The organism is Flavobacterium rarum (SeqCode), assembly GCF_965234445.1.
Lineage (GTDB): Bacteria > Bacteroidota > Bacteroidia > Flavobacteriales > Flavobacteriaceae > Flavobacterium > Flavobacterium rarum.
In genome coordinates this window covers 1-25431 of the sequence record NZ_OZ248505.1, presented here as the reverse complement: position 1 = coordinate 25431, position 25431 = coordinate 1, and the positions used below count along the sequence as shown (strand labels likewise).

Here is a 25431-nt window from a genome sequence, read left to right as displayed (position 1 = left end):
CAAGACGTTACTGGAGACTAGTGCGAAATTACGCAGATAAAACCAATCGAAAAATCAAGATTTGCATCCGCAAGAAATGCTGAAGCTTGAAAGTTGGAAATTATCCGTGGAAACTTGAAAAGCTGAAGCTCGAAAATTGGAACTTAGTTACTGACGAAAACTAAAGCGAACAATCGAAGCGCATATGAAAAGCTAAACGTCTAAACTTTGAAATTACTATCGGAAAGTAGAAACTGAAATTGACGCCGAAAACGAAACGTGCCGAAGCTGGAAAAATAGAATTTATAAACGGAAAATCTGAAACTTGAAAATCCGAACTTGCCGAAGAGAAACGAAAAATTGACACTTGATAAATTGGGGTAAACCAAAGTAATTCCGCCAAAAACTAGCCTCCAGTAACACACGCTACAAGCAATTTGGGGATTTGGCTTAATTTGAAGTTGGTTTTGTGTCAGGAAGATTTGGCAAATCCGAAAAATGGGCTTAATTTAGTCCCAAACTGCTTTTAGCGCGGGAACGTTGTAGGCAAGCATTGCCGAGCAACCTACAAATTGAAACTTACTTGAATTAAACTATTTAGATAAGTTATAGTCTAATATAAAATCTAAATTTTATAACGATGAGAATTTACTTTACTACACTTATACTTTCAATTTCATTTTTGACTTCTTGCTCAAAAGAAGACGACACAACAACAAACCCTATAACTCCGACAGTTTTTACTCCAAATGATATTGTGGTTGGCAACAACTTTGTGCAAGTTGAGTTTTCCGATGATAGTCGTTCGATGACTTGGATAGAACCAAGTGGTGGCGTTCAAAAAGTGTATTACGCAGATATGAATTTAGAAACAGGCTTACCCGATTTAGCAAACAAACAATTTATTGACACTATTCAAGGGCAAGGTTGGCCTTATTGGGGCAAAGACAATCAAGGCAGTTTTTTTGTGATAATGAATGCAAGTAATCAATTTAAAGTAATTCGTAGAACAGGCACAAACACACTTACCGCTACAAATTTAGGAACAATAAATAGTGATGTAAAGTCTTTAATTAATGTTTCAAACGACCCAACAAAATCCTACTTTTGGATTAGTTACGTTGTAAAAACAACAGTTACAGGTGGAAAAGATAAATTATATTGTTTTCGTTCTGACAATACTAGCAACCGAATATTTGTGAACGAAGAAGTTCCTAATACGGCAGGTTCAGCATACGAATTGACATTTCCACGTTGGGTAAAAAACTCTGAAAAATTATTGTATCCATTTCGCGGAAATCCAGCCATTCCAAAGTTTGATATAAAATTTTGGGACGGTCAAACTTCAACTTCTACCCAAGTAACCAATGACGGTAATGCCTTTCACCACGTAGATGATTTGGCTTTTAGAATCAATAATCAGAATTATTTGTTTAGTAGCAAAGATGCAAGTATCTTGACCATTTGCAAACAGCAAACCAACGGACTTTACACAGAAATCGAAAGCTATACCACACCAACAACCATTACGCCATACACTTTAACTTCTTTTGAACCTTTTACAATCAATGGTAAAACCTACGGTGCATATCAAGTCTATAACGGTGGTGGAATTCCGGGAAGCACAAAAGGGGAAATTTGGCTTAAAGGAATTTTGGGCGAAACTTTGCAAACAAAAATTAGCACGTTAGATGGTGTTTCTGTCGACCCAGAATATGTAATCGGTAATCATAAAGTTTGGATATATTATTACGGACGACCAATAGGACAAACAACTTATGACCTTCACCGTTGCGAAACACCTATAAGTTACTGACAAGTATGCCTGCCTACAACAGCGGTTTTAAGAAATTGGGGTTTTTGGGCTTAATTTAAAGTTTGTTTTGTACTTTTGAACTTCGGTGTTTAATCGAAAGTTTCGGGCTTACAAATCCCCAACTTCTTAAAGCCGCGAAACGTTAGCGGAAATTTCACCTCACCGACGACGAAAAACCAATCTCTTATGAAATACAATCATAAATTATTATTTTTTACATAAATTTGGTGATGGTTAATTTAACATAAATAATGGAAAATTTAAAATATAATCTATCTGTTTTACAAGAAAAAGCAAAAGAAAGAACTGTCAAAACTCAAAGTATCGAATACGATATAGAAACACTTATAAAAAAACTTGACAAAAACATTATAAAGCTTGACCCTGAATATCAAAGAAGACATCGTTGGGACAATAAGACATCATCTCGATTAATAGAAAGTCTAATATTAAATATTCCTATACCTACTATTTATATATCACAAGACATTGATGTAGATGAAGAGACAGATGGTGAAGAATTTAGGTACTCTGTAATTGATGGCCAACAAAGATTAACAGCAATTAAAAATTTTTTAAAAAATAAATTTGAATTAGAAGGTCTTTATAGTTTAAATGAGCTTAATGGTTGTTTATATAAAGATTTACCTCCATTTTTGACTAGAAGATTAGAAGAAAGAAGTATAAAGTGCTTAAGAATTGATTCCACTCTTGATTCACAAGTAAAATTAGACATCTTTGAAAGATTAAATTCAGGTTCTGTAAAATTAGAAGCACAGGAATTAAGAAATGCTGTTTATAATGGAAAATTCAATACAATAGCTAAAAGCCTTTCTAAAAACAGTCATTTTAGAGAAGTATTACGAATAAATACCGAAGTACCTGAAGAAAACAATAAAGTTAAAAAAATGGAAGATGTAGAAATAGTTCTTCGTTTTTTTGCTTTAATAAACAATAGATTTGCTCAATTTAAGAAAACGAAAGAAAAAGGGTTTTCTAATTTTCTAGATGAATCTTTAGAAGAATTTAATAAATTAGATAGTGTTGCAATTAATGTAATGGAACAAGAATTCATTAAAACAATGACATTTATAAATTCTAATTTTGGAAATGAAATGTTTTCTAAATATAAAACTGATCCAAATGATGCTGAAAAATTAATTCTTCAATCTAAATTTAATATTGCTGTTTATGACTCATTTGCAATAGCAATTCACGATGCATTAGTAGAAGGTATCAACATATTGGATAAAAAGAAAGATTTATTAAACTTATTTCTTGAAAAAGAATTTTACGAATCTATTTCAGGCAGTTATTTAGACACAAATAAACTTAAATACCGCATTGAAAAAGCTAAAAAAACTTTAGGATGTCAGGAAATACTTTTATAAGTAGCAGACTTGAACTAATAGAAAATAGGTTCAAAGAAATTGATACTTTATTAGACTTAGCTCAAAAAAACATTACCGATCCTACTACTTATTCTACACTTTGTAGATCTGCACACGTACTACTTGTTAGTCACGTGGAGGGAATATATAAAGATATAGTTCGTGATACGATTGATGATTTGAATAGAAATACAGATTTTATTACCATCAAAAAATCTATTTTTAAAACTCACAGTTTACACTTCATCCAAAACAGAGAAAACAGCAATTTCAGTGACAATAGTAAATTTACAGAGAACGAAAAATTTACAGAAGTTATAAAAGACAGATTATGGGAAGCTTTTAAAAATAATAAAACAGAGCTAATTTTAGAACCATTTTTAAGGATTGATAATAAAAATCCAACTCCAAAAATTCTTGAAGAAATTTTAAAAAAATTTGGTGAAAATTCATTTTTTAATTCACTTAAAGACTCCAGACTAGAAATTGTTTTTGAAAATGACTCTAAATCTTCAATACGAGAATTAAATAGAATAAAAAAATATCTAAATAAGGGTGTACAAAACTTCCCTTATAATGTAGATAAAAGTTATTTTTATAATAATGACACTACAAAATCAAAAAAAGATAAAGGATTATTTGAAGAATTTTTAAATGAATTCTTAAGTGATAGACATAAAATTGTACATGGACAAACTTTAGATAATCCCAAAAATGATAAAGAAATTGAAATATCTAAATTGAAAATTGAAATATTAATATATGCTTTTATAATTTCAATATGTCATTGTAGTAATCCAATAATGCATTTATAAAAGAAACTTCCGCTAACAGCTAGTAAGCAATAGTCGGGAATTAGGCTTAATGGAAAAATGGTTTTGTATTTGGCAAATTAGTGATAATCCGAAAATAATTGCTTTACTTAGCCCGACCATCGCCTACTAGCAAGACGTTAGGCGTCATTTTAAAAACAGACCTTATAAATGAATGAAATAAGAAGATACTTTGAGAAATTCGTAACCATTTCAGATAGTGATTGGGCTTTATTTTCATCCAAAATGGTAAGAAGAGAATTTTCCCAAAAATCACTTTTATTAAAAGTAGGCCAAAATGAAAATTACTTGTCTTATATAGAAAAAGGAATTATTCGTTTTTGTATTCCAACAGAATTTGAAGACTTAACTTTCGGTTTTGCATTTGCGGGCAATTTTGTAAGTGCTTACGACTTTTTTTTAACGCAAAAACCTTCAACTTACCAGTTAGAAACAATAACGGAAACCATTCTTTGGAGTTTGACCTATGACGACTTACAACAGATATATTCTGAAACAAAAATAGGTAATAAAATTGGACGTCTTGCAGGCGAAGACCTTTTTCTGAAAAAATCTATACGTGAATTAACATTATTAACTGACTCGGCAGAACAACGTTATTTGAATTTATTTACAGAACAACCGCATTTATTGCAGCTGATACCACTAAAATATATAGCATCCTATATTGGAATTACACCGCAGGCTTTAAGTAGAATTCGAAAACGAATTTCTTAACTTGGGTTCATTGCGTAAGATTTTATCTGTAACGACATTTGCAAAAATAAAATCATAAAAAATGAAACCATTAATAGTATTAATTGCAGTTTTCTTAATATCAATCCTTGCCATTAGGTTGCTAACTCAAAAATACGACTTGTTATTATCCGCAAGAATTGGAATGTGTGTTATGCTTTTCTTTACAGCGATAGGACATTTTGCTTTTACAAAAGGTATGACGATGATGATGCCATCCATAATACCACTAAAAACTGAAATAGTATATCTAACTGGTGTATTAGAAATTCTATTAGGAATCGGATTGATAATTCCGAGTTTTAGAGTTTATTCGGCTTGGGTTTTGATTATCTTCTTTATATTGCTACTTCCAGCAAACATTAACGCTGCCGTAAAACATATTGACTATCAGAAAGGAACATTTAACGGAAGTGGAGTGACCTATCTATGGTTCAGAGTTCCTTTACAAATACTATTTATTTTCTGGACATATTTAAGTTCAATAAAAATATGGTGAAAGGACTACAGTATAAAAAAACGACCGCCTAACAGCGGTTTGGCGCAATTGGGGTTTTAGGATTTAGGGAAACTTGGTTTTGTACTTGGAAGTTCGGTTTTTAATCGATACATTTAGCTAATCAAATCCCCAACTGACGCCAAGCCACGGGACGTTATGCGGGAGTTGCCGAAATTACGCAGACGAATCCAATTTGGAAATCACGTTTGGTAATCGCAAGAAAATTTGAAATCGGAAGCGAAAAATTGGAGGCGAAAACGGAATCTAATATAACGCTGACGAAAAACTGAAGCGTGAAAATTGGAAACGTGAAAGTTGGGATTAGTCAACAGAACAGTGAGACAACTGACAAGCGATGCGAGAGTGAAAATTGGAACCCACCTACTCTAACCTGAAAAGTGAAAAATGTGAAATTGGAATTTATTACCAATAAATATATAACTGAAAAAACGAAACGTTAAAAAGCCAACGAAAGTCAAAAAACTGAACCTTATACTATTGGATTCTATGCACAATTTCGACAAAACAACCCCCGCATAACACACGCTAGAAGCAATTTGGGTATTTGGCTTAATTTGAAATTGGTTTTGTGTTTGAAAAATTTGGCTAATCCGAATAATGGGCTTAATTTAGTCCCAAACTGCTTCTAGCGCGGGAACGTTAGCAGGCATTTAACCGCAGAAAACTAAAAACCAAATGAAAAAAGGACTTCTAATTCTAGCTTTATTGTTTAGTCTAAAATCTATTTCCCAACAGAAAAATGACATCAAACTTTCCGAAATAAAATTGTGCGAACTAACTTTAGACAATTTAAAGCAAAATGATGTTGAATTAAAACAAATCAATTTGGAAGAAATGGATTTGTGTTCAGATGGTTTTGTACAAGATGGAAGGTTTGAAAATAGAATTGGATTTACTTCAAAATTATATCCAGGTGTTATCTTCCAGAAATATCGTAAAGATTTAAATTCAATTGCAAAAATTCATTTAACAAAAGATTTTAAGGGATATTTACCTGACGGAAAATATATTGACTTAAAGAACATTAAAGCGGGGGAACTTATCGCAAAATATGACAGTTTAGATATTTGGACTTCTCGTGGTTGTTCTGATTATTTAGGAATAAATAGAAACAAAGAAATTTATTTTTATGTGAAATTAAATAAGAAAAAAGAACCTCGTTATCCAATAGATGATAAATATTATGCCGAACAACAAATAGAAGGAATTGATATTGTTTCTGATTGTTATTCAACTCAAAAAAAAACTCAAAAAAACAAACCTTTATATATCGTCGAAGGTAAAGAAGTGACCGAAGAGATTATCGCCGAAATAAAACCTGATGACGTAGAATCGATAAATGTCTTAAAAGATATAAGCGCAACCAAAAAATACGGCGAAAAAGGAAAAAATGGAGTTATAGAAATTTACTTGAAAAAGAAGTAAAAAAAACGCCTGCTAACACACGCTACAAGCAAGCTGGGCAATTGGCTTAATTTGAAAATAGTTTGTATTTGACACATTTGTTTTTAACCGAAAGATTACGCATCTTTAATCCCAGCCTGCGTGTAGCGCGGGAACGTTATAAGCAAGCCAACCAAAATTACGCAAACGGATAAATGAAATGAATTAACTAAATCATTTTGCAGCTAAGCAACAGTAAAAAATAAAATGAGTAAAAATAACAAGCCTCTAAAAAGTACGCCAAAAGAGAAAATCTACATTTTTCTTATTATACTCGGAATGTCAAGCATTATATATTTTATAGCAACGGGCTTAAGAAATCAGGAATTACAAAATATTGAATTTATAAAACGAGATTATAAAATCACACGTGGAATAATTACTAAAAAATCTGTTCATAAAGGCAGACATATTACAGTCGAGTATATAGTTGAAGGGAAGATGTATAAAGACAGTGATGGGTTTAATGAAAATGACAAAATTCAAGAAGGAGATAGTGTTTATGTGAAATATTCTAAATCGAAACCTGAATTAATGATAACTGAATTTAATGACGAATATAATAACTAAATATGGCCAGCTTATAACAGCTACTACAACGGATTTGGGCAATAGGCTTAATAGGAAAATGGTTTTGTATTTGGATGTTTAGCGATAACCGAAAAATAAATCTTAATTTAGTTCCCAAACCCGCTGTAGTACCAGAACGTTACAGGCAAGCTTAACAAAGAAACAGACAATGATAGACAAAAGGTCACCATTTTTCGCTTATAGATATTTAGTAACTCCGACAAGTGAACAGGTTTCTATTTTTCAAGAGTTGAATAAAAGCAAAGAAGAACTAATGACTGATATCATTAGTTACCTTGCTCTAAATACTAAATCTGAATGGACAAAAGGTAATAAACGGTTTCTTTTTTATGGTTTTCAGCACAAAGACGATATTTATATTATAAAATTCGCAAGAGAGACAAATGAGAATATTTATATTGAAGGAGATGATGATATTGAAATTAGAGGAATTAAAGAAGCTAAATATGTTTATTTGATAGTTGACACCAAACATCAAATTGTTCTTATAGAAAAAAATGTTTCAGTATTCCAACATATAGAAAGTTCTGTAAATACACTTGCGGATTATTTTAGAAGCCAAATGAGGAATTTTGACTATGTAGTTAATATTTATCCGTTAGTTTCAAAAAAGAAATTTTGGAATTACGTTGATTCGGCAGAAGAAATTTACGAACTTTCATTGGAAATGAATGCTCCAAATATGGCACTATTTGGCAATTCAGACACAAGAAATGTGTTGCAACAAATTAAAGAAACAACTAACAACGAAGTATTTGATATATCCTTTAAAAATAAAGAAGGACAACTTAAAGTATTGCGGGAAGCACTTGGTGGCTACATTGACTATGTTAGAGAAGTTGGCGGAAAATATCTACTTAAATTCAAAAGAAACGGAATTCGAGAAACCAAATCCAGTGAAACAGATACTGCTAAAATTTATATTGAAAGAAAAAAAACAGAAAAATATTCCGACGAAGAAATTCAAATTATTAGCGAGAAGTTGAATACAATTCATACACTTGAAAGTAGAGAAGAAGATGAAAACGAAAAAGAATAAAAGAATTCTATTGACCTTGCTGATAGTTTCAGCAATTGGCTTCGTTTCCAATTACATAGTAATGACTACTCCTATTTCGTCATTTTCAATTTTTGACACATCAAATTTATTTACTTATTTTGGAGTTTTAATTGGATTTGCTTTGACAATTTACACTTTTGGACTTTCAATGGTTTCTGATATTAAATCAAAAATCGACACACACAAGAAGTTATCAGAAGAGCAAAAAAAAGTAATGTATATAAATTTAGTTAGCGGTTTTAGTGAAATCAAAGGAGATATTTGGCTAATATTTTACTCAATATTGATTGTCATTGGATTTGCAATTGCAAAAGAAATTCCAAATCCGTTCGGTTGGCAAGTAGAACAATTAAAACTTCCAGACACCGCTAATTTGACACTTTTCATAACGACAACTATTGCAATGTGGGACATTATGCAGACACTTTTTAACCTATCAGAAATAAATCTTGAACTAAACAAGGACGAGAAAGCCAGCCTGTAACAGCTAGTAAGCAATAGTCGGGAATTAGGCTTAATGGAAATATTGTTTTGTATTTGGGAAATTAGTGATAATCCGAAAATAATTGCTTTATTTAGCCCGACCATCGCCTACTAGCAAGACGTTATGCGACATTTCCACAAGATTACGGATAAAACGAAAGCAAAAATATTAACTAATGGCAACACAAATTTGTCCAAACTGCAATGAAGATTCGTTTACTTGGGCAACTGATGAAAATAAAAATGGCGAACTAATCACAACTTGGGGTTGTTCTTGCGGCTACTTTGCTTATGAAGATGAATCAAAGGAGAAAACTTGCAGAGATTGCGAAAAACGTACTAAAAGTGAATTAGAAGATGAAAACAAAATATACTGGTGGTGTTCTAATTGTAATCGTACCGAAATAATTAAAAATAAGAGTTAAAAAACTAAACCTCAATGATGAATAAATTTACTTTATCTTATATCATTTTTGTAAATACCGCAATAATTGCTCTTGCAATTGCAAATATGATTTCAGGAAATATTTTCTTTAAAGATATTTTTTTTATTATTAATTCTATCGTTTCAATTTATTGTGTTTTTAACGTTGGCAATAAATATGCATATCATTATTTGTGCATTACTAATTTCATCCAAGCTTTCTCATTTATACTGTTTGGTTTTGCCTTCAAATTTCTATTAGGACCTGACTTATCATTTTATTTTTACAGCGTAGATGATTTATTAACAAAATTTGAATTCAAGATTTTTAATGGTGCTTTTATTCACTCAAAAGATTTAAATATTGATAATTGGTCAATCGGAATTAATTTTATACATCTCTCCATTGCTTTCTATTTATATTCTCTGATTTCTAAAGCGAAAGCGAAAATAAGTAACGTCGCATAACACACGCTACAAGCAATTTGGGTATTAGGCTTAATTTAAATATGGTTTTGTATCAGAAATATTTGGCAAATCCGAATAATGGGCTTAATTTAGTCCCAAACTGCTTTTAGCGCGGGGACGTTAGCGATTATTGTTCCGTTGAAATCGAGCAATTTACGTTAATAAGAATGGAAAAATAGAAACTAATCCGCTCCTACTCTGCCGACAAAAATCGAACGGAATTGTTTGCGAATTTTGAAAGTCGAGTTTCAAAATGGAATTAGAAAGTCGATTTTTTTTTGCGGACTTTTTTTGCGGACTTTTTTCGCTTATTTTTTTTTTGAGGTTTATGAGGAATTTTATTCTCCTGATTTTTGGATTGCTTGAAAGTGTTTTCGGGACGGATTTTGAAAGTGGATAAACTTCCGCAATTGGAATGGATTATTGGAATCGATAATCAAAGGTGCTTAACTAGTGTGTCACAACAATCGCTAACACACGCTACAAGCAATTTGGGTATTTGGCTTAATTTGAAATTGGTTTTGTATCAGAAAGATTTGGCTAATCCGAAAATAGGGCTTAATTTAGTCCCAAACTGCTTTTAGCGCGGGAACGTTACTGGAGACTAGTGCGAAATTACGCAGATAAAACCAATCGAAAAATCAAGATTTGCATCCGCAAGAAATGCTGAAGCTTGAAAGTTGGAAATTATCCGTGGAAACTTGAAAAGCTGAAGCTCGAAAATTGGAACTTAGCTACTGACGAAAACTAAAGCGAACAATCGAAGCGCATATGAAAAGCTAAACGTCTAAACTTTGAAATTACTATCGGAAAGTAGAAACTGAAATTGACGCCGAAAACGAAACGTGCCGAAACTGGAAAAATAGAATTTATAAACGGAAAATCTGAAACTTGAAAATCCGAACTTGCCGAAGAGAAACGAAAAATTGACACTTGATAAATTCGGGTAAACCAAAGTAATTCCGCCAAAAACTAGCCTCCAGTAACACACGCTACAAGCAATTTGGGGATTTGGCTTAATTTGAAGTTGGTTTTGTGTCAGGAAGATTTGGCAAATCCGAAAAATGGGCTTAATTTAGTCCCAAACTGCTTTTAGCGCGGGAACGTTACTGGAGACTAGTGCGAAATTACGCAGATAAAACCAATCGAAAAATCAAGATTTGCATCCGCAAGAAATGCTGAAGCTTGAAAGTTGGAAATTATCCGTGGAAACTTGAAAAGCTGAAGCTCGAAAATTGGAACTTAGTTACTGACGAATACAAAAGCGAACAATTGAAGCGCATATGAAAAGCCAAACGTCTAAACTTTGAAATTACTATCGGAAAGTAGAAACTGAAATTGACGCCGAAAACGAAACGTGCCGAAGCTGGAAAAATAGAATTTATAAACGGAAAATCTGAAACTTGAAAATCCGAACTTGCCGAAGAGAAACGAAAAATTGACACTTGATAAATTGGGGTAAACCAAAGTAATTCCGCCAAAAACTAGCCTCCAGTAACACACGCTACAAGCAATTTGGGCATTTGGTTTAATTTGAAGTTGGTTTTGTGTCAGGAAGATTTGGCAAATCCGAAAAATGGGCTTAATTTAGTCCCAAACTGCTTTTAGCGCGGGGACGTTATAAGGCATATTATATTATGCATCGTCCTAAAATAGGTTGACTAAAAATTAAACACTTTTAGTACCTATGGAAACACCAACAAATCAAGCCTGTCGAAAAGATGGCTATCAAAAAGTAACCTTCGAGCACAAACTTTTTGTCATTGACCAAATCAATAATGGTCAAATTTCTGCTAACTTCGCATCCAAGAAGTACAACATTTCAAGAGCCACAATACACTACTGGATGAAAAAATTAAGCAACTATTCCAATCAAAAAACCTTCATTTCAAAGGATGATGAAATTCGAAAACTCAAAGAGCGTATCGAAGATTTAGAAGGTATAAAAGAGTTTCAACAAGAACTAATCGTTGAATTTGAGAAAGTTACAGGGGAGGAACTCTCAAAAAAGTACTTGCCCGAGGGGTTAGCAAACGAAATTCAGACAAAGAAGAAAAAGCTTTCAAAATAAAATGGATTTATGAATCACTCGGGGTTACAAAACAAGCTTATTATCAAGGTCTTGAACGAGAAAAAACCAAAGAAATAGAACGTGAAAATGTTCTAGATTTGATTGTCAAATATCGAAAAACCTTGCCCAAAACTGGCACTCTAAAATTGTATGAATATTTGCAACCTAAACTAATGGAAATCAATATAAAAATGGGACGTGATGCCATAAACGATTTGCTTCGTTCAAGAGGAATGCTCATCAAAAAAACAAAGCGCTATTTCATCACAACCAACTCTAATCACTTCTTCTATAAATCACCTAACCTACTCACTGATTTAAAGATAACACACAGCGAACAAGTTTTCGTAAGTGACATCACTTATATCAAAACCGATTCAGGTCACGCCTATTTAGCTTTAGTAACCGATGCTTATTCTCGCAAAATTATGGGCTGGAGTTTACAAGATAATATGAAAGTTTCGATGGTAAAAGACGCACTAAATATGGCATACAAAAACTGCATTTTCAAGCACAAAAACATTATCCATCACTCCGATAGAGGAATTCAATATTGCTGTCCCGATTATTCTCAATACGCAGAAAACAAAGGGTTTGTCCTAAGTACAACCCAACAATATGACCCTTATGAAAACGCAATTGCTGAGCGAATTAATGGAATATTGAAATATGAGTTTGGATTAAAAGCAACCATTAAGTCCATAGAACTGGCACAAAAAATGGTAAAAGAAGCTGTGGATCTTTATAATAACCAAAGAATGCACTGGAGTTTGGATTTAAAAAAACCACAAGAAGTTCATATTCAATACGATAAACAAAAAAACAAGAACTATAAAAGAGAAAGAAAAGTAGCCTAAATTAAATTAAAATTCCTATTTTTGAGTTGTTTATGTGAGGATGGAAAAGAGCTCTGCAGAGGTGCAACTCGTATAGTGCCAAAACCATAATCGTACAAAAATGAATGCGACAATCTACAAAAAGCTTGTCGCTTCTTGAAAACCTAATTCATTTTTGGGCAGAAAAAACTAAAAAAACCTACCTGCAAATTGGCTGGCCAATTTGACATTTTTAAACCTGTTTTTTAACAAAAAAAAGGTCAACGTATTCTAGGATAAGACACAAAAAAGGAGAATTCAATAACCTAACGCAACAAATGATAAATATTATCTTTGTTGAATTATGGAAAAAAAGTACAAACGCTTAACTTTAAAAGAGCGTATTATAATCGAGACATTACTCAAAGAGAATCGGTCTAAAAGTTACATTTCAAAGCAACTAAATAGAAGCCGATCTACCATTACTAAAGAAGTAAAACTTTGGGTATTAAAACCAACGGATTTTTACAAAGCTGATTTAGCCCATTGGTATGCTTTAGAAACCAATAAAAACAAACGAACACTGGATAAAATCAACACTTATCCAAAACTTAAAATATTTGTATACAGAAACTTACTCTTAGGAACAAGCCCAGAATTATTGGCTGGAAGAATCAAGGTATCGTATCCAAATGACCCTATTATGTCGATTTCCTATGAGTCTATCTATAAACACATTTATAGGCACAGACAGTCCTCTTTAGGTAAAAAACTGATAAAATTACTTCCTTATCACCATCACAAAAGAAGAGACAAAAGGAAATTTTGCAAAAAAAGAACACGAATCAAAGACCAAGTCAGTATTGACAATAGACCATCACACATTGAAGAACGTCAGGAGGCTGGACATTTAGAAGGGGACTTAATGATTGGAGTGGCACATAAAAGCGCTATAGGAACCATTGTAGATAGAAAAACAAGATATGTTATTATAGTAAAAATTCCAAACAGAAAATCAAAAACAGTAACTCAAGAATTTGCCAAACATTTAAATAATCAACCTAAATACCTCAGAAAAACAATGACATACGACAACGGAATAGAAATGGCAAATCATAAATGGCTCTCTGAAAACACCGGAATGGACATTTATTTTGCCCATCCTTACTCCTCGTGGGAAAGAGGTACAAATGAAAACACCAATGGATTAATTAGAAGATTTTTACCCAAAGGAACGAACTTTAACACCATCACTACTGAAGAGCTAAAACAAATAGAAAATAACCTAAACAACAGACCCAGAAAGGTTCTAGGATTCAAAACACCAAACGAAATCAGGAATAAGGAAATAAACGAATGGAATCACACACAGGCTTAATTTCGGAAATAACTTTTGGCTTCTCAAAAAGCCAAAAAAGTTATTCTGAAATTAAGCGCATTGTCTAAGAAAAATACTAAATTTGATTTATTAAAAATAACTAACGGTGTTGCGTTAGACCCTTGAATCCGCCCACCTCATAACAAAAGAACCGACAGAAAAATGAAAGAAACAGTAAACATAATTGGAGCAGGAATTGGCGGACTAACAACTGCCTTGACACTCAAACAAAAAGGACTGAATGTAAACATTTTTGAAAGTTCGGTAGAAATAAAACCTATTGGAGCAGGAATAATACTTGCAAACAACGCAATGCAAGTGTTTCAAAAAATAGGCATTCAAAATCAAATTGAAAAAGTAGGAAACAAAATTTCCTATATGAAAATTACAGACACACAACTCAATACTATTTCCGTAGCTGACTTAACCCAATATGAAAAAAAATATGGAGTTCATAATATTGCCATTCACAGAGGAGAATTACAAAAAATACTTGCCAATGAAATTGGCTACGACAATATAAAATTATCAAAACGCCTTTCAAAAATTGAAAAGAATGAACTTTTTAAGCTGACTTTTGAAGACAATTCCACCATTGAAAGCAAAACTGTTATTGGTGCAGACGGTATCAAATCAGTTGTTAGAAATCAACTATTTGAAAAAAGCATATTACGCAACGCAAACCAAATATGTTGGAGAGGAGTTTGCGAAATTGACTTGCCACAAAAATATCATAACGAACTGAACGAAGCTTGGGGAAAGGGTAAACGTTTTGGGTTTGTCAAAATTAGCGATAAAAAAGTATATTGGTATGCTTTGGCAAACTCAAAAAATGTAGAAGTAGATGGAGTAAACTTGACAGAGTTTTTTAGTGAATTTCATATAGATATTTTAAATATTATTTCAGCTACCACAAAAGAACAAATAATTGTAAGTGACATTATTGACCTAAAACCAATTGACAAATGGCAAGGCGAAAATGTTTGTTTGATTGGAGATGCGGCTCACGCCACAACACCAAATTTGGGACAAGGTGCTTGTCAAGCCATAGAAGACGCTTATGTTTTAGGCAAACTGCTTGACAATGGACTTGAAATAGAAAAAACTTTTGCAACGTATGAAAATTTAAGACGAAAGAAAGCCCATACAATTGTAAACACAAGTTGGACAGTTGGAAAAATGGCACATATAGAAAACAGTTTTGGGATTTGGTTGCGTAATTTCATAATGAAAAATATCCCAAAATCAGCCAACAAAAAACAAATGGATACGATTTTTAACTTGAACTAACATGACAATAGCAATTATATTATTTTTAATTTTCTTGTTTATTTCCTCAATTCACTTCTATTGGGCACTTGGAGGAAAATGGGGAAGTGATGCAGTGTTACCCACAAAGGACGATAACAATACAAAAGTGTTAAACCCTACTGTTTTACCAACTTTAATTGTTGCGTTTGGATTATTAGGTTTTGGTCTTTTCATTTTAGTAATATTAGGACTTGTAGCTTTTAACACACCACAATGGCTCAATAAATATGGACTTTGGATTATTGCAGGCATTTTTACATTAAGAGCAATTGGTGATTTTAAATATGTTGGTTTTTTTAAGAAAATAAAACAAACGAAATTTGGCAAAAATGATACGAAATATTTTTCGCCTTTATGCTTGAAAATTGTAATACTGACAATAATTTTAGAACTGACAAAATAAAAACCTCTTGCAACCGCCGTTTGGCTTTATGGTAGGTTTAGACATAATTTCTAGATAGTTTTGTACTTGAAAAATTAGGCATTTACCGAAAATTTAGGCTTTATTAATCCGCCACATCGCCAAGCAGCCAAACGTTAGGCGCAAGTTGAAATTGAACTAAAATAAATTCCTTAGAAAAATTAACTTTGAGTTACTAGATTATTAATGAACCTGTTGAGATGGGACCTTGAATCCGCTAGGGGGTTCTTTTAAAAAATGACCATTCCATAGTATAAACGCTATGAAATGGTCAAATTTTGTTGTTGGGATTTTATTTAGGAAGAATTATTATGATATAGTTTGTAGAATGAAATTTAAAACCGATTTAATTCTCTCATTACAATAATAATGCAAAGCTATTTTACAATCAACTTTTGAGCCTCAATGTTAATTGAAGTACCAGATATTTTACAAAAATATACTCCGGAGGCTAAATTATCGCGTGATATATTAATTTGGTTAACTCCACTCCCAACCTCTACCACCATTTCTTTAACCAATGACCCAGAGGAATTAAATATCTCTAGCTTCGCTTTTCCTGAGAATGTTGAAGTGAATTTTAAAATTGTATTTTGACCCATTGGATTAGGAATCAGAGAAATAGTGTTTTCAATATCTTTAAATGCAGGAGCTGTAAGAGTCAAGTCTTTAGAGAACTGAATCGTCTGTAGATCCATTTCCTTTACCGAACTTTGTCCATCTGAACTAGTCATTTTAAAAGTTATCGTTTTTAAATCATTTAAAACTAAAGGTAAACCAATACTCGAACTAAATTCCGAAAGGGGAATTGCAAAATCTTTCAACTCATCACTTATTACAATAGATTTTTTATATTGTTTTTCCCAATCAGAAATACTGTTTTTAATCAAAATTATTTCAAGTATTCCGTTTCCTTTCGCTTTCAAATGCAAACTTTTGTATGCAGACAAATCAACAGGAGCAAATCGTGGAGTGAGCGCTTTGTAAACAGAAACGTAGTCAGATGTTATGGCTTTCAATATTACATTCCGTTCAATTTTATAGGCATTATCAGCAAACTTTTCTGAATTTTGATTTACAGTATATTGAGTTACAGATGAATTATTTTGAGGAGCGTCAACTCCCCAAGAGCCGTCAGATAAAAACAAATCGTCAGGCGTAGCAATACCATCTCCAATTCTAAACCCGATATCAAACAAATTGCCCGTTTCAATAGTTATATTAGACAAAAACTTTTTATCTAAAGTCAAAGAATTGTTTAATTTTTCTTCTACTGATGTTTCAGTTTTTCTAATTCCTGCATCAAAAATTACTGATCCTGTAGCATTGGTATTTACAATTTGCAGTTGAAGCTGCCCATTTACATAAGCTCCTTTTCTAACAAAAACTGTTGGCGGTGTAGAAGTTTTATATTCCAAAATAGATTTCTGTTGATTTAGTAAATTAATAATCTCAAGCCCTAGACTATAAAGATCATCTACTGAATTACTCCAAATTTGAAAATTGTAATATCCAACATTTTCTGTGTATTTATCTATATTCCAATGACTTTCAATGCCAAAATTCGCATCGTTATTAATTTTCTTGGCAGAAAAACTAAGCACATATTCGGTTGAATTATCCGCGTTTTTAATTATTGTTTTGATAAACGGTTCGTCGTTGATATGAATAGTCGAAACCGAGATGATTTGTCCTCCAAGTAACCGATCGCAAATATACTTTGTGTGTTCGTATACTTTGTTTTCTGTTTTCAAGGCTAAAATAGAGGCTACTGTAAGATTATTTCTTATATAATCTACCGAGTAGACTTCTGATGCATTAGTGATCGCTGATAAATCAGTAGGAGTTGAATTTACAACTTCGTTTTCATTAATTTTACCAAGTGGAATATATTGTTTTAAAATTGATTCACCAGAATTTTTTGAAAACTTATCTTGTTTAAGTACTTTTTTGGCTTTTTTTACGTCGAATTTGTAGGCTGTTTTTGTTCGATCATAATTCCGTTTTGTGATCAATTCTGAAAGTCGGTTATTACTTTCTAGTCCGCCTTGATTTCCAGTAGAAACATTTTGAACAATTACAGGACAACCCGAATATCCGGAACAAGATGGATCTTCGCAATCTATTAAACCGTCTGCATCGTCATCAATGCCATTATCGCATTCTTCAATGAGAACAGGTGCTGTGGGACAACGCGCACCGTCGTTTGAGCTCGCAGAGGGTCCGTAGGCAAAAAGGTTAGATACTATTGCATTTGAACCTGTTAATACCGAAACATTCTTAACGATATAGACCGTTCCTGTTTGGTTGGTAGAAATATAAAAATTTCCCGCTTTATCAAAATACACAGCACCATAGGTATAATTATTACCAGCCAATATCGGAACCAAACCAAGGTTAGTAATCCCTCCATTTTGGGGATCAATTCTGTACAAAGTATTACCTCCTTGGGATACAGCATACAAATTACCATCAACACTATTGAAAGCCCAATCGTGAATAACAATATCATAAGCAAGTGTGTTTAGGCCAAGATATTGTAAGTAATTGGGAGACAAAGGATTTAGATCTACTTTAGAAAACGAAGACCCACTACCTTTACAATAATAGATACCGTCGGGGCTTATATCGCCTACATAACTGCCGCTAGTTGGTAACTGCTCTATATTAAAAATCGTGGGCGTAAAATCTTTCCCAACACGAACAATCGATTTTGAGGGGGAGCTCAGATATCCCCAAATGTAACCATCTGTAGGATTATATCCTACAGCATTAATACTACCCGGTGTGACATTTTCCTTCAATAACACAGAAGTACCAGACGCCAAATCTATCGCATACACGTCATTGTACTGAAATAGATAAGCATTAAAATCGCAGTTAAAAGGGAGACTTTGTGACGAAACACAGTTGAAACAAAAATTCAACACTACTAAAAACACTAAAGGCTTTGGGTAAAATAATTTTCTTTTCATAACATTCATTTTTTAGGTTATATTATACATCAGAAATGGTGACATGTTGTTTGAACTTACATTTATTTTGGATTTTAAAAAAAAACTTTAATTTTTATATTTTTTTTTTAAAACGTAAATAAAGATAACTAAACCCAGTTAATAAACAATAAACAAATCACAAAAAAAACACATAACATATTGTTTTGTAATACTTTATACCTAACATAGACGAATTGAAAAACAAATTTTAATATTGACAAATTAAACTTAAAACTAGATTTTGCATTAGAAATCTACTAAAATTAAACTACTTCACCATTTTTATACTTTTTAGTGAAATTCAGTGAATGATTTTCTTCTCTCGCGCATCGAAGTATACAAAACGCTGAAGTATGCTGTGCGAACGTCTCCGACTTCTCACTATTTTCAAAAAAGGTTATCATCCGTAAACACGAAAAAAGTGATACGATTTTTTACGCTAAATACGATGAGAGTAATGGCTTTTAAAAACACCAAAAATGACCTTTTAGCTTTTTTTATGATTTTTTGGCGTTAAGTAGCAACTTAAGAATTTCTATACAAAGTGAGCGAATTTGTAATACTATTACAAGAAAAATCGATAGACTATTCGTATATTTATGTTTTTGAAAAAAAGCTATAATACCCTTAAAATAAAGAAATTTTCATAACGAGTTATTTAGTAAAAACCAAAAAATTAATTTTACTTTAGTACCAAACCCACTATAGCATCAGAACACTCTTTGATATTTTTAATAAACGTTTAATATGAAAATAAGTATCTTAATGCTATCTCTTGCCCTTTTTGGACAAACTTTTGGACAAACTATGCAATTACAAGAGAAAATTAGTCAAGTAGAAAACAACCTAATTCCTTATGTGCCTGTGAAAGGTTTTAAAGGTTGGAATATTATTGATAGAATGAAATATTACAAAGTACCAGGATTAAGTATAGCCGTTATTAAAGACTATAAAATTGACTGGGCAAAAGGGTATGGTTTAGCAGACACCCTCAAAAATAGACCTGTTACAACTGAAACAATGTTTTCAGCTGGCTCAATCAGTAAATTTTTGATGGCAGTTACAGCATTAAAAATGGTCGACAACGGTCAAATTGAATTGGAGCAACCTATCAACAACTATCTTACATCTTGGAAAATTGCCGAAAATGATTTTACAAAAAAGACCCCCATAACGTTAAGAATGCTATTGAGCCATACAGCAGGTACTTCTCAAACTTCCTATTTTGGTTTTACACCAACTGAGCCATTACCAACGATTGTTGACGTTTTAAGTGGTGCAAAAATTTCACAAACAAGAGCTGTCGTTGCAAATAGCGAACCTAATAAAGAGTTTCGCTATTCACGAGGTGGAAGTATGATTGCTCAGTTAGCATTAATAGACGTTTCTAAAAAAAGCTTTTCTAGCTTAACACAAGAAATACTTTTTGACAAACTTGGAATGAAAAATTCAACCTTTGAGCAACCTGTTCCAGCAAAATTTTCAAAACAAGTTTCTTGGGCTTATTCTTTTGCTTCTTGGTTTAAAGGTATGCCCTATGTTTACCCACAACAAGCAGCAGCAGGGCTTTACACTACACCAACAGACCTTGCTAAATTTTTTATTGATGTTCAAAAATCATACTTAGGCAAAGGAAAGATTTTGAGCAAAGACATCACTAAAAAAATGCTCACTGCACAAATAAATGTTTCAGACGGTGGCTATAAAGAACAAATGGGGATTGGACCATTTTTAATTCAAAGAACAGATAACAAAGACCCAAAGGGCGTTTTCTTTGAATTCACAGGAGTAAATGCAGGTTTTTTAGCTTATGGTATAGCAAGTGTTGAAGGTGGGAATGGTGTAATTGTAATGCTCAATTCAGGCGACAACCAAAATGGAATTGGTAAAGAAATAAGAAGAGCAGTTGCAAAAGTGTATAATTGGACAACCTATTTACCAACCGAAATAGATCCAATACTTTTATCCGATGTCGAATTAGATAAACTTGCAGGTCGCTACAGAATGGGAACAGACGATGTGCTTTATCTGCGAAAAGAAAAAAACTATTTAGTTGAAAACATCAATAATGGACTTGATATTTATTGTTTCCCAATAACAAAAGACACTATTGTTTTTACAGATTATAACATAAAAGGTTTTTTCAAAAGAAATGAAAAAGGAGAAGTTACTGGGCTACAAAATATTTATCAAGAAAAGCCAATGCCGAAAATGAAAGACGATGAATTTTCACCAACCGAATACCTGAATATGCAAAAATATGATGAAGCAAAAAAGGCATTTAGCGCAATGAATATGAACGAAGGGCAAATTACCTATTTAGCTTACGACTTAATGAACAAGAAGCCATTAAACGAAAAAGCAGTAAAAACAATTTTGGATGTTGCTATTGAGCAACACCCAAATTCATCAATGGTTTATAGTCGTCGGGGCGATTATTTTTTAAAAATCAATGACAAAACTAATGCAATTAAAAGTTATCAAAAAGCTGTAGCGCTTGACCCTTACGATCTGCAAACAAAAGACATTTTAGAAACTTTAAAAAAGGAATAGACCTAATGTTAAAAGTATAATCATCACTTCTCATTTTAGCTTTGTTTTTTGTTTCTAAAAATACAAAAGCTCAGAGCGTCTTGAAGATTAATGACTTAAAAGACTTTGACAAAGTGCAAAAATTAAAAGCTTTAAAAGTGGCTCTTTATCTATGCCATAATTTTCATTTGCAAACAACCTAGTTTGGTTTCCCACTAATTTTGCGAAGAACCATAAATCTTTTATTATAAAAATATAAAAAAAACCGATTTATAAACTATTATTGTTTGGGTTTATATTATTTTTTACACTTAAAATTCGATAATCTTTATCGTAAAAAGTTTTATTTTGATATCTTCTCAAAACTGTACAAAAAATTGAAATTTGGATGTAAACATAGCAATCATTAATATAAAACATAATTTTCACTTTCCATAAAATAACTAAAAATAAAAATTGTTTATTTATAAATTCATAAATTAGATCCCTAAATAAAACGAATAACAACTAAATTCAATCCAATCATTGTTCAAAATAAAAAAATTAAAATTAAATACAATTGACAAGGTAAATAAAAACAAAGAGCGCAAAACTCAACTTGTAAGTATTGGAATCAATTATAAAAAAATTAAATAAAAAAAGAGAACCTACACATGAAATCAAATCAAACATTGTTTTTGCTACTGCTCCTTTTTGGTAATTTTGCAATACAAGCTCAAAATAAATCAAATCCTCAAAACGAGTTTAATGTTGATTTTGAAGAATATACTCTAGAAAATGGTCTTCATATAATTTTACATAAAGATCAATCCGATCCTGTAGTTGCTGTTGCACTTACCTGCCATGTTGGTTCTGCTAGAGAAATTCCCGGTCGAACAGGTTTTGCCCATTTATTTGAGCACTTACTTTTTTTGGAATCAGAAAACTTAGGAAAAGGCGGATTAGATAAAATGAGTGCCCGTATCGGTGGCGAAGGGGCAAATGGATCAACTAGTAGAGATCGAACCAATTATTTTCAAACAGTTCCAAAAGATGCTTTAGAAAAAATGATTTGGGCCGAAGCTGATAAATTAGGTTTTTTTATAAATACAGTAACAGAACCTGTGTTGGCAAAAGAAAAACAAGTGGTTAAAAATGAAAAAAGAGAATCTTACGACAATCGTCCCTATGGTTATAATAATGAGGTTATCAATAAAAATTTGTATCCAGTCGGACATCCTTACAATTGGGAAGTTATTGGATCATTAGAAGATCTACAAAATGCTACTTTGGAAGATGTTAAAAATTTTTATAACAAATGGTACGTTCCAAACAATGTAACCCTAACAATTGCAGGAGATTTTGATTCCCAACAAACCAAAATTTGGATAGAAAAATATTTTGGAGAAATTAAACGTGGAAATGACATTCCAAAAATAGATAAATATGCTGTTACGCTACCTGAAACCAAGAAACTCTATTTTGAAGACAATTTTGCTCGTTTGCCACAGCTTACAATAGTTTGGCCTACTGTTTATGAATACCATCCAGACAGCTATGCTTTGGAAGTATTGGCAACATATTTGTCTGTAGGAAAAAATGCTCCATTGTATCAGGCTTTAGTCGAAAATAAAAAAGTAACCGATGCCGTTTCAATTTATCAAAACAATTCAGAAATTGCAGGTCAATACAAACTGACTGTCAGAGCTTTTGACAAAACTGATTTAAACCTTGTTCTTGAAGGAATAACCGAAGGGTTTGCCAAATTTGAAAAAGAAGGGATTTCTCAAAAAGATCTTGAGCGTATTATAGCCAAACAAGAAACAGATTTTTACACCAATTTATCCAGTGTTTTAGGCAAAGGATTTCAGTTGGCACAATACAACTTGTATACAGGTTCGCCTTCCTATATCAAAAATGATATCAAAAATATTTTGGCAGTAACTCCTGCAGATGTAATGCGTGTTTACCAAAAATACATCAAAGAAAAAAACTATATTGCCTCAAGCTTTGTACCAAAAAATCAAGCCAGTTTAGCACTCAAAAATTCGACTTTGGCAGTTATCGCAGAAGAAAAAATCATTGCTGGAAATGAAGAAGCTTTTGATGCAAGTATAATAGCAAATTATCCGAAAACACCATCTAGTTTTGATAGAAGTATAGAACCTCAATATGTTGATAATCCAACAATTAAAACACCAAAAGTATGGGAAGAAAAACTTTCGTCTGGTATTCAACTCTACGGAATTGAAAACAATGAAGTGCCTTTGGTTCAGTTTCAATTGCAAATAAAAGGAGGTCTTTTGTTGGATAAAAATTCCAAAATCGGTACTTCAAATCTAGTGGCCAATTTAATGACCAAGGGTACCAAAAACAAAACTACCCAAGAGTTGGAAAATGAAATTGAAATGTTAGGAGCTACAATTAAAATTAATTCCTCAAATAATGCAATTATAATTTACGGTTCGACTCTTTCAAAAAATTATGATCAAACAATACAACTAATAGAAGAAATAATTCTGGAACCACGTTGGGATGACTCTGAATTTGATTTGATTAAAAAAAGTACTTTAAGCCAAATCAATCAGCAAAAAGCAGATCCAAACAGCATAGCAAAAAATCAATTCAAAAAATTAATTTATGGTCCAGACACCAAACTCTCTTATGCATTAATCGGAACAGAATCAACAGTTAATGACATTTCTATTGAAGACTTAAAAAATTATTATTCACAAAACTTTTCACCTTCAGTATCAAACTTTCAAATTGTTGGCGCAATTCCAATGAAGAAAGTACTTGAATCCTTAAATAATTTAAATAACAATTGGACTACCAAAAAAGTACTTACCCCTATCCCTTTTATAGCCAGCAAACCTGACAAATCAACTATTTACTTTTATGATGTACCAGGCGCTAAACAATCTGTATTGCGAATTGGAGCTATTTCTTTGCCTGCAACAAACCCTGACTTTCATTTGGCCAATGTACTCAATTATCGATTAGGAGGTGGCGGATTTGCATCTCAGTTATTACAGCAATTACGCGAAGAAAAAGGATATACGTATGGAATAAATTCTAGTTTTGAAGGCAATGAGTACAAAGCACCATTTCAAATAAGCACTAGTGTACGTTCTAACATCACATTTGAATCATTGCAATTAATAAAAAACATACTAGAGAATTACGGAAAAAATTACAATGTCAATGACCTAGAAATCACTCAAAGTTATTTGATAAAAAGTAATGCTCGAGCTTTTGAAACTTTGGATGCAAAACTCAATATGCTTAATGAAATTTGCAATTACAATTATCCAATTGATTATGTTAAAAAACAAGAAATAGAAACCAAAAAAGCAACTGTTTCTGATATTAAGAAACTTTCAGATAAATATCTCAATACCAACCAGATGATCTATTTGGTAGTTGGTGATGCAGAAACCCAATTACAAAAATTAGAACAAATAGGTTTTGGAAAACCAGTTTTATTAAATCCAAAGAAATAGACTAGTCACTTTTTATTAAAACTACACTGAAATTTCAATGATACTAAAAAAAAAAAAAAATCAAGTTGAGCTCTAACCTTTGTAAAAGTTATTGTGATAGCTATTTTAGATTTATAAAATTGTCTTTATAAATCTAAGCAATTTACAATCGATTAAAAAGGTATAATGCTATAAAAACAATAATTTACTTTTATAAATTATACCATTAATGTTTACAAAACAGTCCAAAGATGGGAAGTTATTTTTTTTCAAGACAACGATTTGATTATACCATAGCCAACGGTTTCAACCGTTGGAGACAATATTAGGGGAAATTCAATGTCTAAAAAAAATGTTTATCGATACGATACCCTGGGTTAAAACCGCGGGCGATGTTAGAATTGCTGATAAAACTAGATCTTAATAGAATTGATTTATTAAGAATACGTAAAAAAAGGGCTAATATTTGTGTTCACACGATAGGATAGCTCCTATGTTTGCAAAGTTAAAAATTTCAGAAATGGAATGATTAAATTTGTAGAAATAAAGTAAGAAGAATGAGAGTACACCGATGGCTAAATAACTCAAGAAGTATATTGTTCGATAGAAACCACCTCATTCTTTTTTATCTTTTAGAGTCTGAACAGAATGTAAGGAATTATGCTAGTCGTAATATCCAGAATATCCAACCAGGAGAAAAGAC

At 32.1% G+C, this 25431-nt stretch carries 19 protein-coding genes; 18 read left to right on the top strand and 1 reads right to left on the bottom strand.

The annotated features are described in order from the left end of the window. Positions 1-619: 619 nt before the first annotated feature. The 16 genes from AC8GF4_RS16175 to AC8GF4_RS16100 all read left to right on the top strand — a co-directional run bounded on the left by AC8GF4_RS16175 (position 620) and on the right by AC8GF4_RS16100 (position 15721). Positions 620-1795 carry a hypothetical protein gene (locus AC8GF4_RS16175; protein ID WP_506596105.1) on the top strand — a complete coding sequence of 392 codons (1176 nt, stop codon included), beginning with the start codon at positions 620-622 and terminating at the stop codon, positions 1793-1795. A gap of 251 nt (positions 1796-2046) precedes the next feature. After that, entirely contained in the window at positions 2047-3186 is a 1140-nt protein-coding gene (locus AC8GF4_RS16170; protein WP_506596103.1) for a GmrSD restriction endonuclease domain-containing protein, read from the top strand. Then, on the top strand, positions 3165-4001 hold the full coding sequence (locus AC8GF4_RS16165) for a HEPN domain-containing protein (RefSeq protein WP_506596102.1): 837 nt from the start codon (positions 3165-3167) through the stop codon (positions 3999-4001). The genes AC8GF4_RS16170 and AC8GF4_RS16165 overlap by 22 nt, the downstream gene beginning before the upstream one ends. 168 nt (positions 4002-4169) lie before the next feature. Next, a complete protein-coding gene (locus AC8GF4_RS16160) occupies positions 4170-4736 on the top strand; it encodes a Crp/Fnr family transcriptional regulator (protein ID WP_506596100.1) in 567 nt (188 codons plus the stop codon). A 61-nt stretch (positions 4737-4797) separates the two neighbouring features. Then, complete coding sequence (locus tag AC8GF4_RS16155; RefSeq protein ID WP_506596098.1) at positions 4798-5253, top strand: DoxX family protein; 456 nt, start codon at positions 4798-4800, stop codon at positions 5251-5253. A gap of 696 nt (positions 5254-5949) precedes the next feature. Next, positions 5950-6699, top strand: coding sequence for a hypothetical protein (locus AC8GF4_RS16150; protein WP_506596096.1), 750 nt, complete (start codon positions 5950-5952; stop codon positions 6697-6699). 225 nt (positions 6700-6924) lie between these two features. Beyond that, positions 6925-7287 carry a hypothetical protein gene (locus AC8GF4_RS16145; RefSeq protein WP_506596094.1) on the top strand — a complete coding sequence of 121 codons (363 nt, stop codon included), beginning with the start codon at positions 6925-6927 and terminating at the stop codon, positions 7285-7287. Positions 7288-7456: 169 nt separating this feature from the next. Next, positions 7457-8347 (top strand): hypothetical protein, encoded by an 891-nt coding sequence (locus tag AC8GF4_RS16140; RefSeq protein WP_506596092.1) that lies wholly within the window; start codon positions 7457-7459, stop codon positions 8345-8347. Beyond that, entirely contained in the window at positions 8328-8852 is a 525-nt protein-coding gene (locus AC8GF4_RS16135) for a hypothetical protein (protein WP_506596090.1), read from the top strand. Before AC8GF4_RS16140 ends, AC8GF4_RS16135 begins: the two co-directional genes overlap by 20 nt. A 175-nt stretch (positions 8853-9027) precedes the next feature. Next, entirely contained in the window at positions 9028-9276 is a 249-nt protein-coding gene (locus AC8GF4_RS16130) for a hypothetical protein (RefSeq protein ID WP_506596088.1), read from the top strand. 14 nt (positions 9277-9290) lie between these two features. Beyond that, positions 9291-9743 carry a hypothetical protein gene (locus AC8GF4_RS16125; protein WP_506596086.1) on the top strand — a complete coding sequence of 151 codons (453 nt, stop codon included), beginning with the start codon at positions 9291-9293 and terminating at the stop codon, positions 9741-9743. A 1687-nt stretch (positions 9744-11430) separates the two neighbouring features. Beyond that, a complete protein-coding gene (locus AC8GF4_RS16120) occupies positions 11431-11814 on the top strand; it encodes a ubiquitin family protein (protein WP_506596085.1) in 384 nt (127 codons plus the stop codon). Continuing rightward, on the top strand, positions 11811-12671 hold the full coding sequence (locus tag AC8GF4_RS16115; protein ID WP_506596353.1) for an IS3 family transposase: 861 nt from the start codon (positions 11811-11813) through the stop codon (positions 12669-12671). Before AC8GF4_RS16120 ends, AC8GF4_RS16115 begins: the two co-directional genes overlap by 4 nt. Positions 12672-12993: 322 nt before the next feature. Continuing rightward, positions 12994-14007: an IS30 family transposase gene (locus AC8GF4_RS16110; RefSeq protein ID WP_506596083.1), complete on the top strand. Its 1014-nt coding sequence runs from the start codon at positions 12994-12996 to the stop codon at positions 14005-14007. A gap of 162 nt (positions 14008-14169) precedes the next feature. Next, a complete protein-coding gene (locus tag AC8GF4_RS16105) occupies positions 14170-15297 on the top strand; it encodes an FAD-dependent monooxygenase (protein ID WP_506596082.1) in 1128 nt (375 codons plus the stop codon). Position 15298: 1 nt separating this feature from the next. Next, the gene (locus tag AC8GF4_RS16100) at positions 15299-15721 is read left to right on the top strand and encodes a DUF3995 domain-containing protein (protein WP_506596081.1); all 423 of its coding nucleotides are present in this window, start codon (positions 15299-15301) and stop codon (positions 15719-15721) included. Between the two features lie 395 nt (positions 15722-16116). On the opposite strand, the gene AC8GF4_RS16095 is transcribed toward AC8GF4_RS16100, so the two are convergent. Then, positions 16117-18714 carry a DUF6923 family protein gene (locus AC8GF4_RS16095; protein WP_506596079.1) on the bottom strand — a complete coding sequence of 866 codons (2598 nt, stop codon included), beginning with the start codon at positions 18712-18714 and terminating at the stop codon, positions 16117-16119. 768 nt (positions 18715-19482) lie between these two features. On the opposite strand from AC8GF4_RS16095, the gene AC8GF4_RS16090 reads away from it, so the two are divergent. Next, the gene (locus tag AC8GF4_RS16090; RefSeq protein ID WP_506596077.1) at positions 19483-21288 is read left to right on the top strand and encodes a serine hydrolase domain-containing protein; all 1806 of its coding nucleotides are present in this window, start codon (positions 19483-19485) and stop codon (positions 21286-21288) included. Positions 21289-21920: 632 nt separating this feature from the next. After that, complete coding sequence (locus AC8GF4_RS16085) at positions 21921-24749, top strand: M16 family metallopeptidase (protein WP_506596075.1); 2829 nt, start codon at positions 21921-21923, stop codon at positions 24747-24749. The last annotated feature ends 682 nt before the right edge of the window (positions 24750-25431 follow it).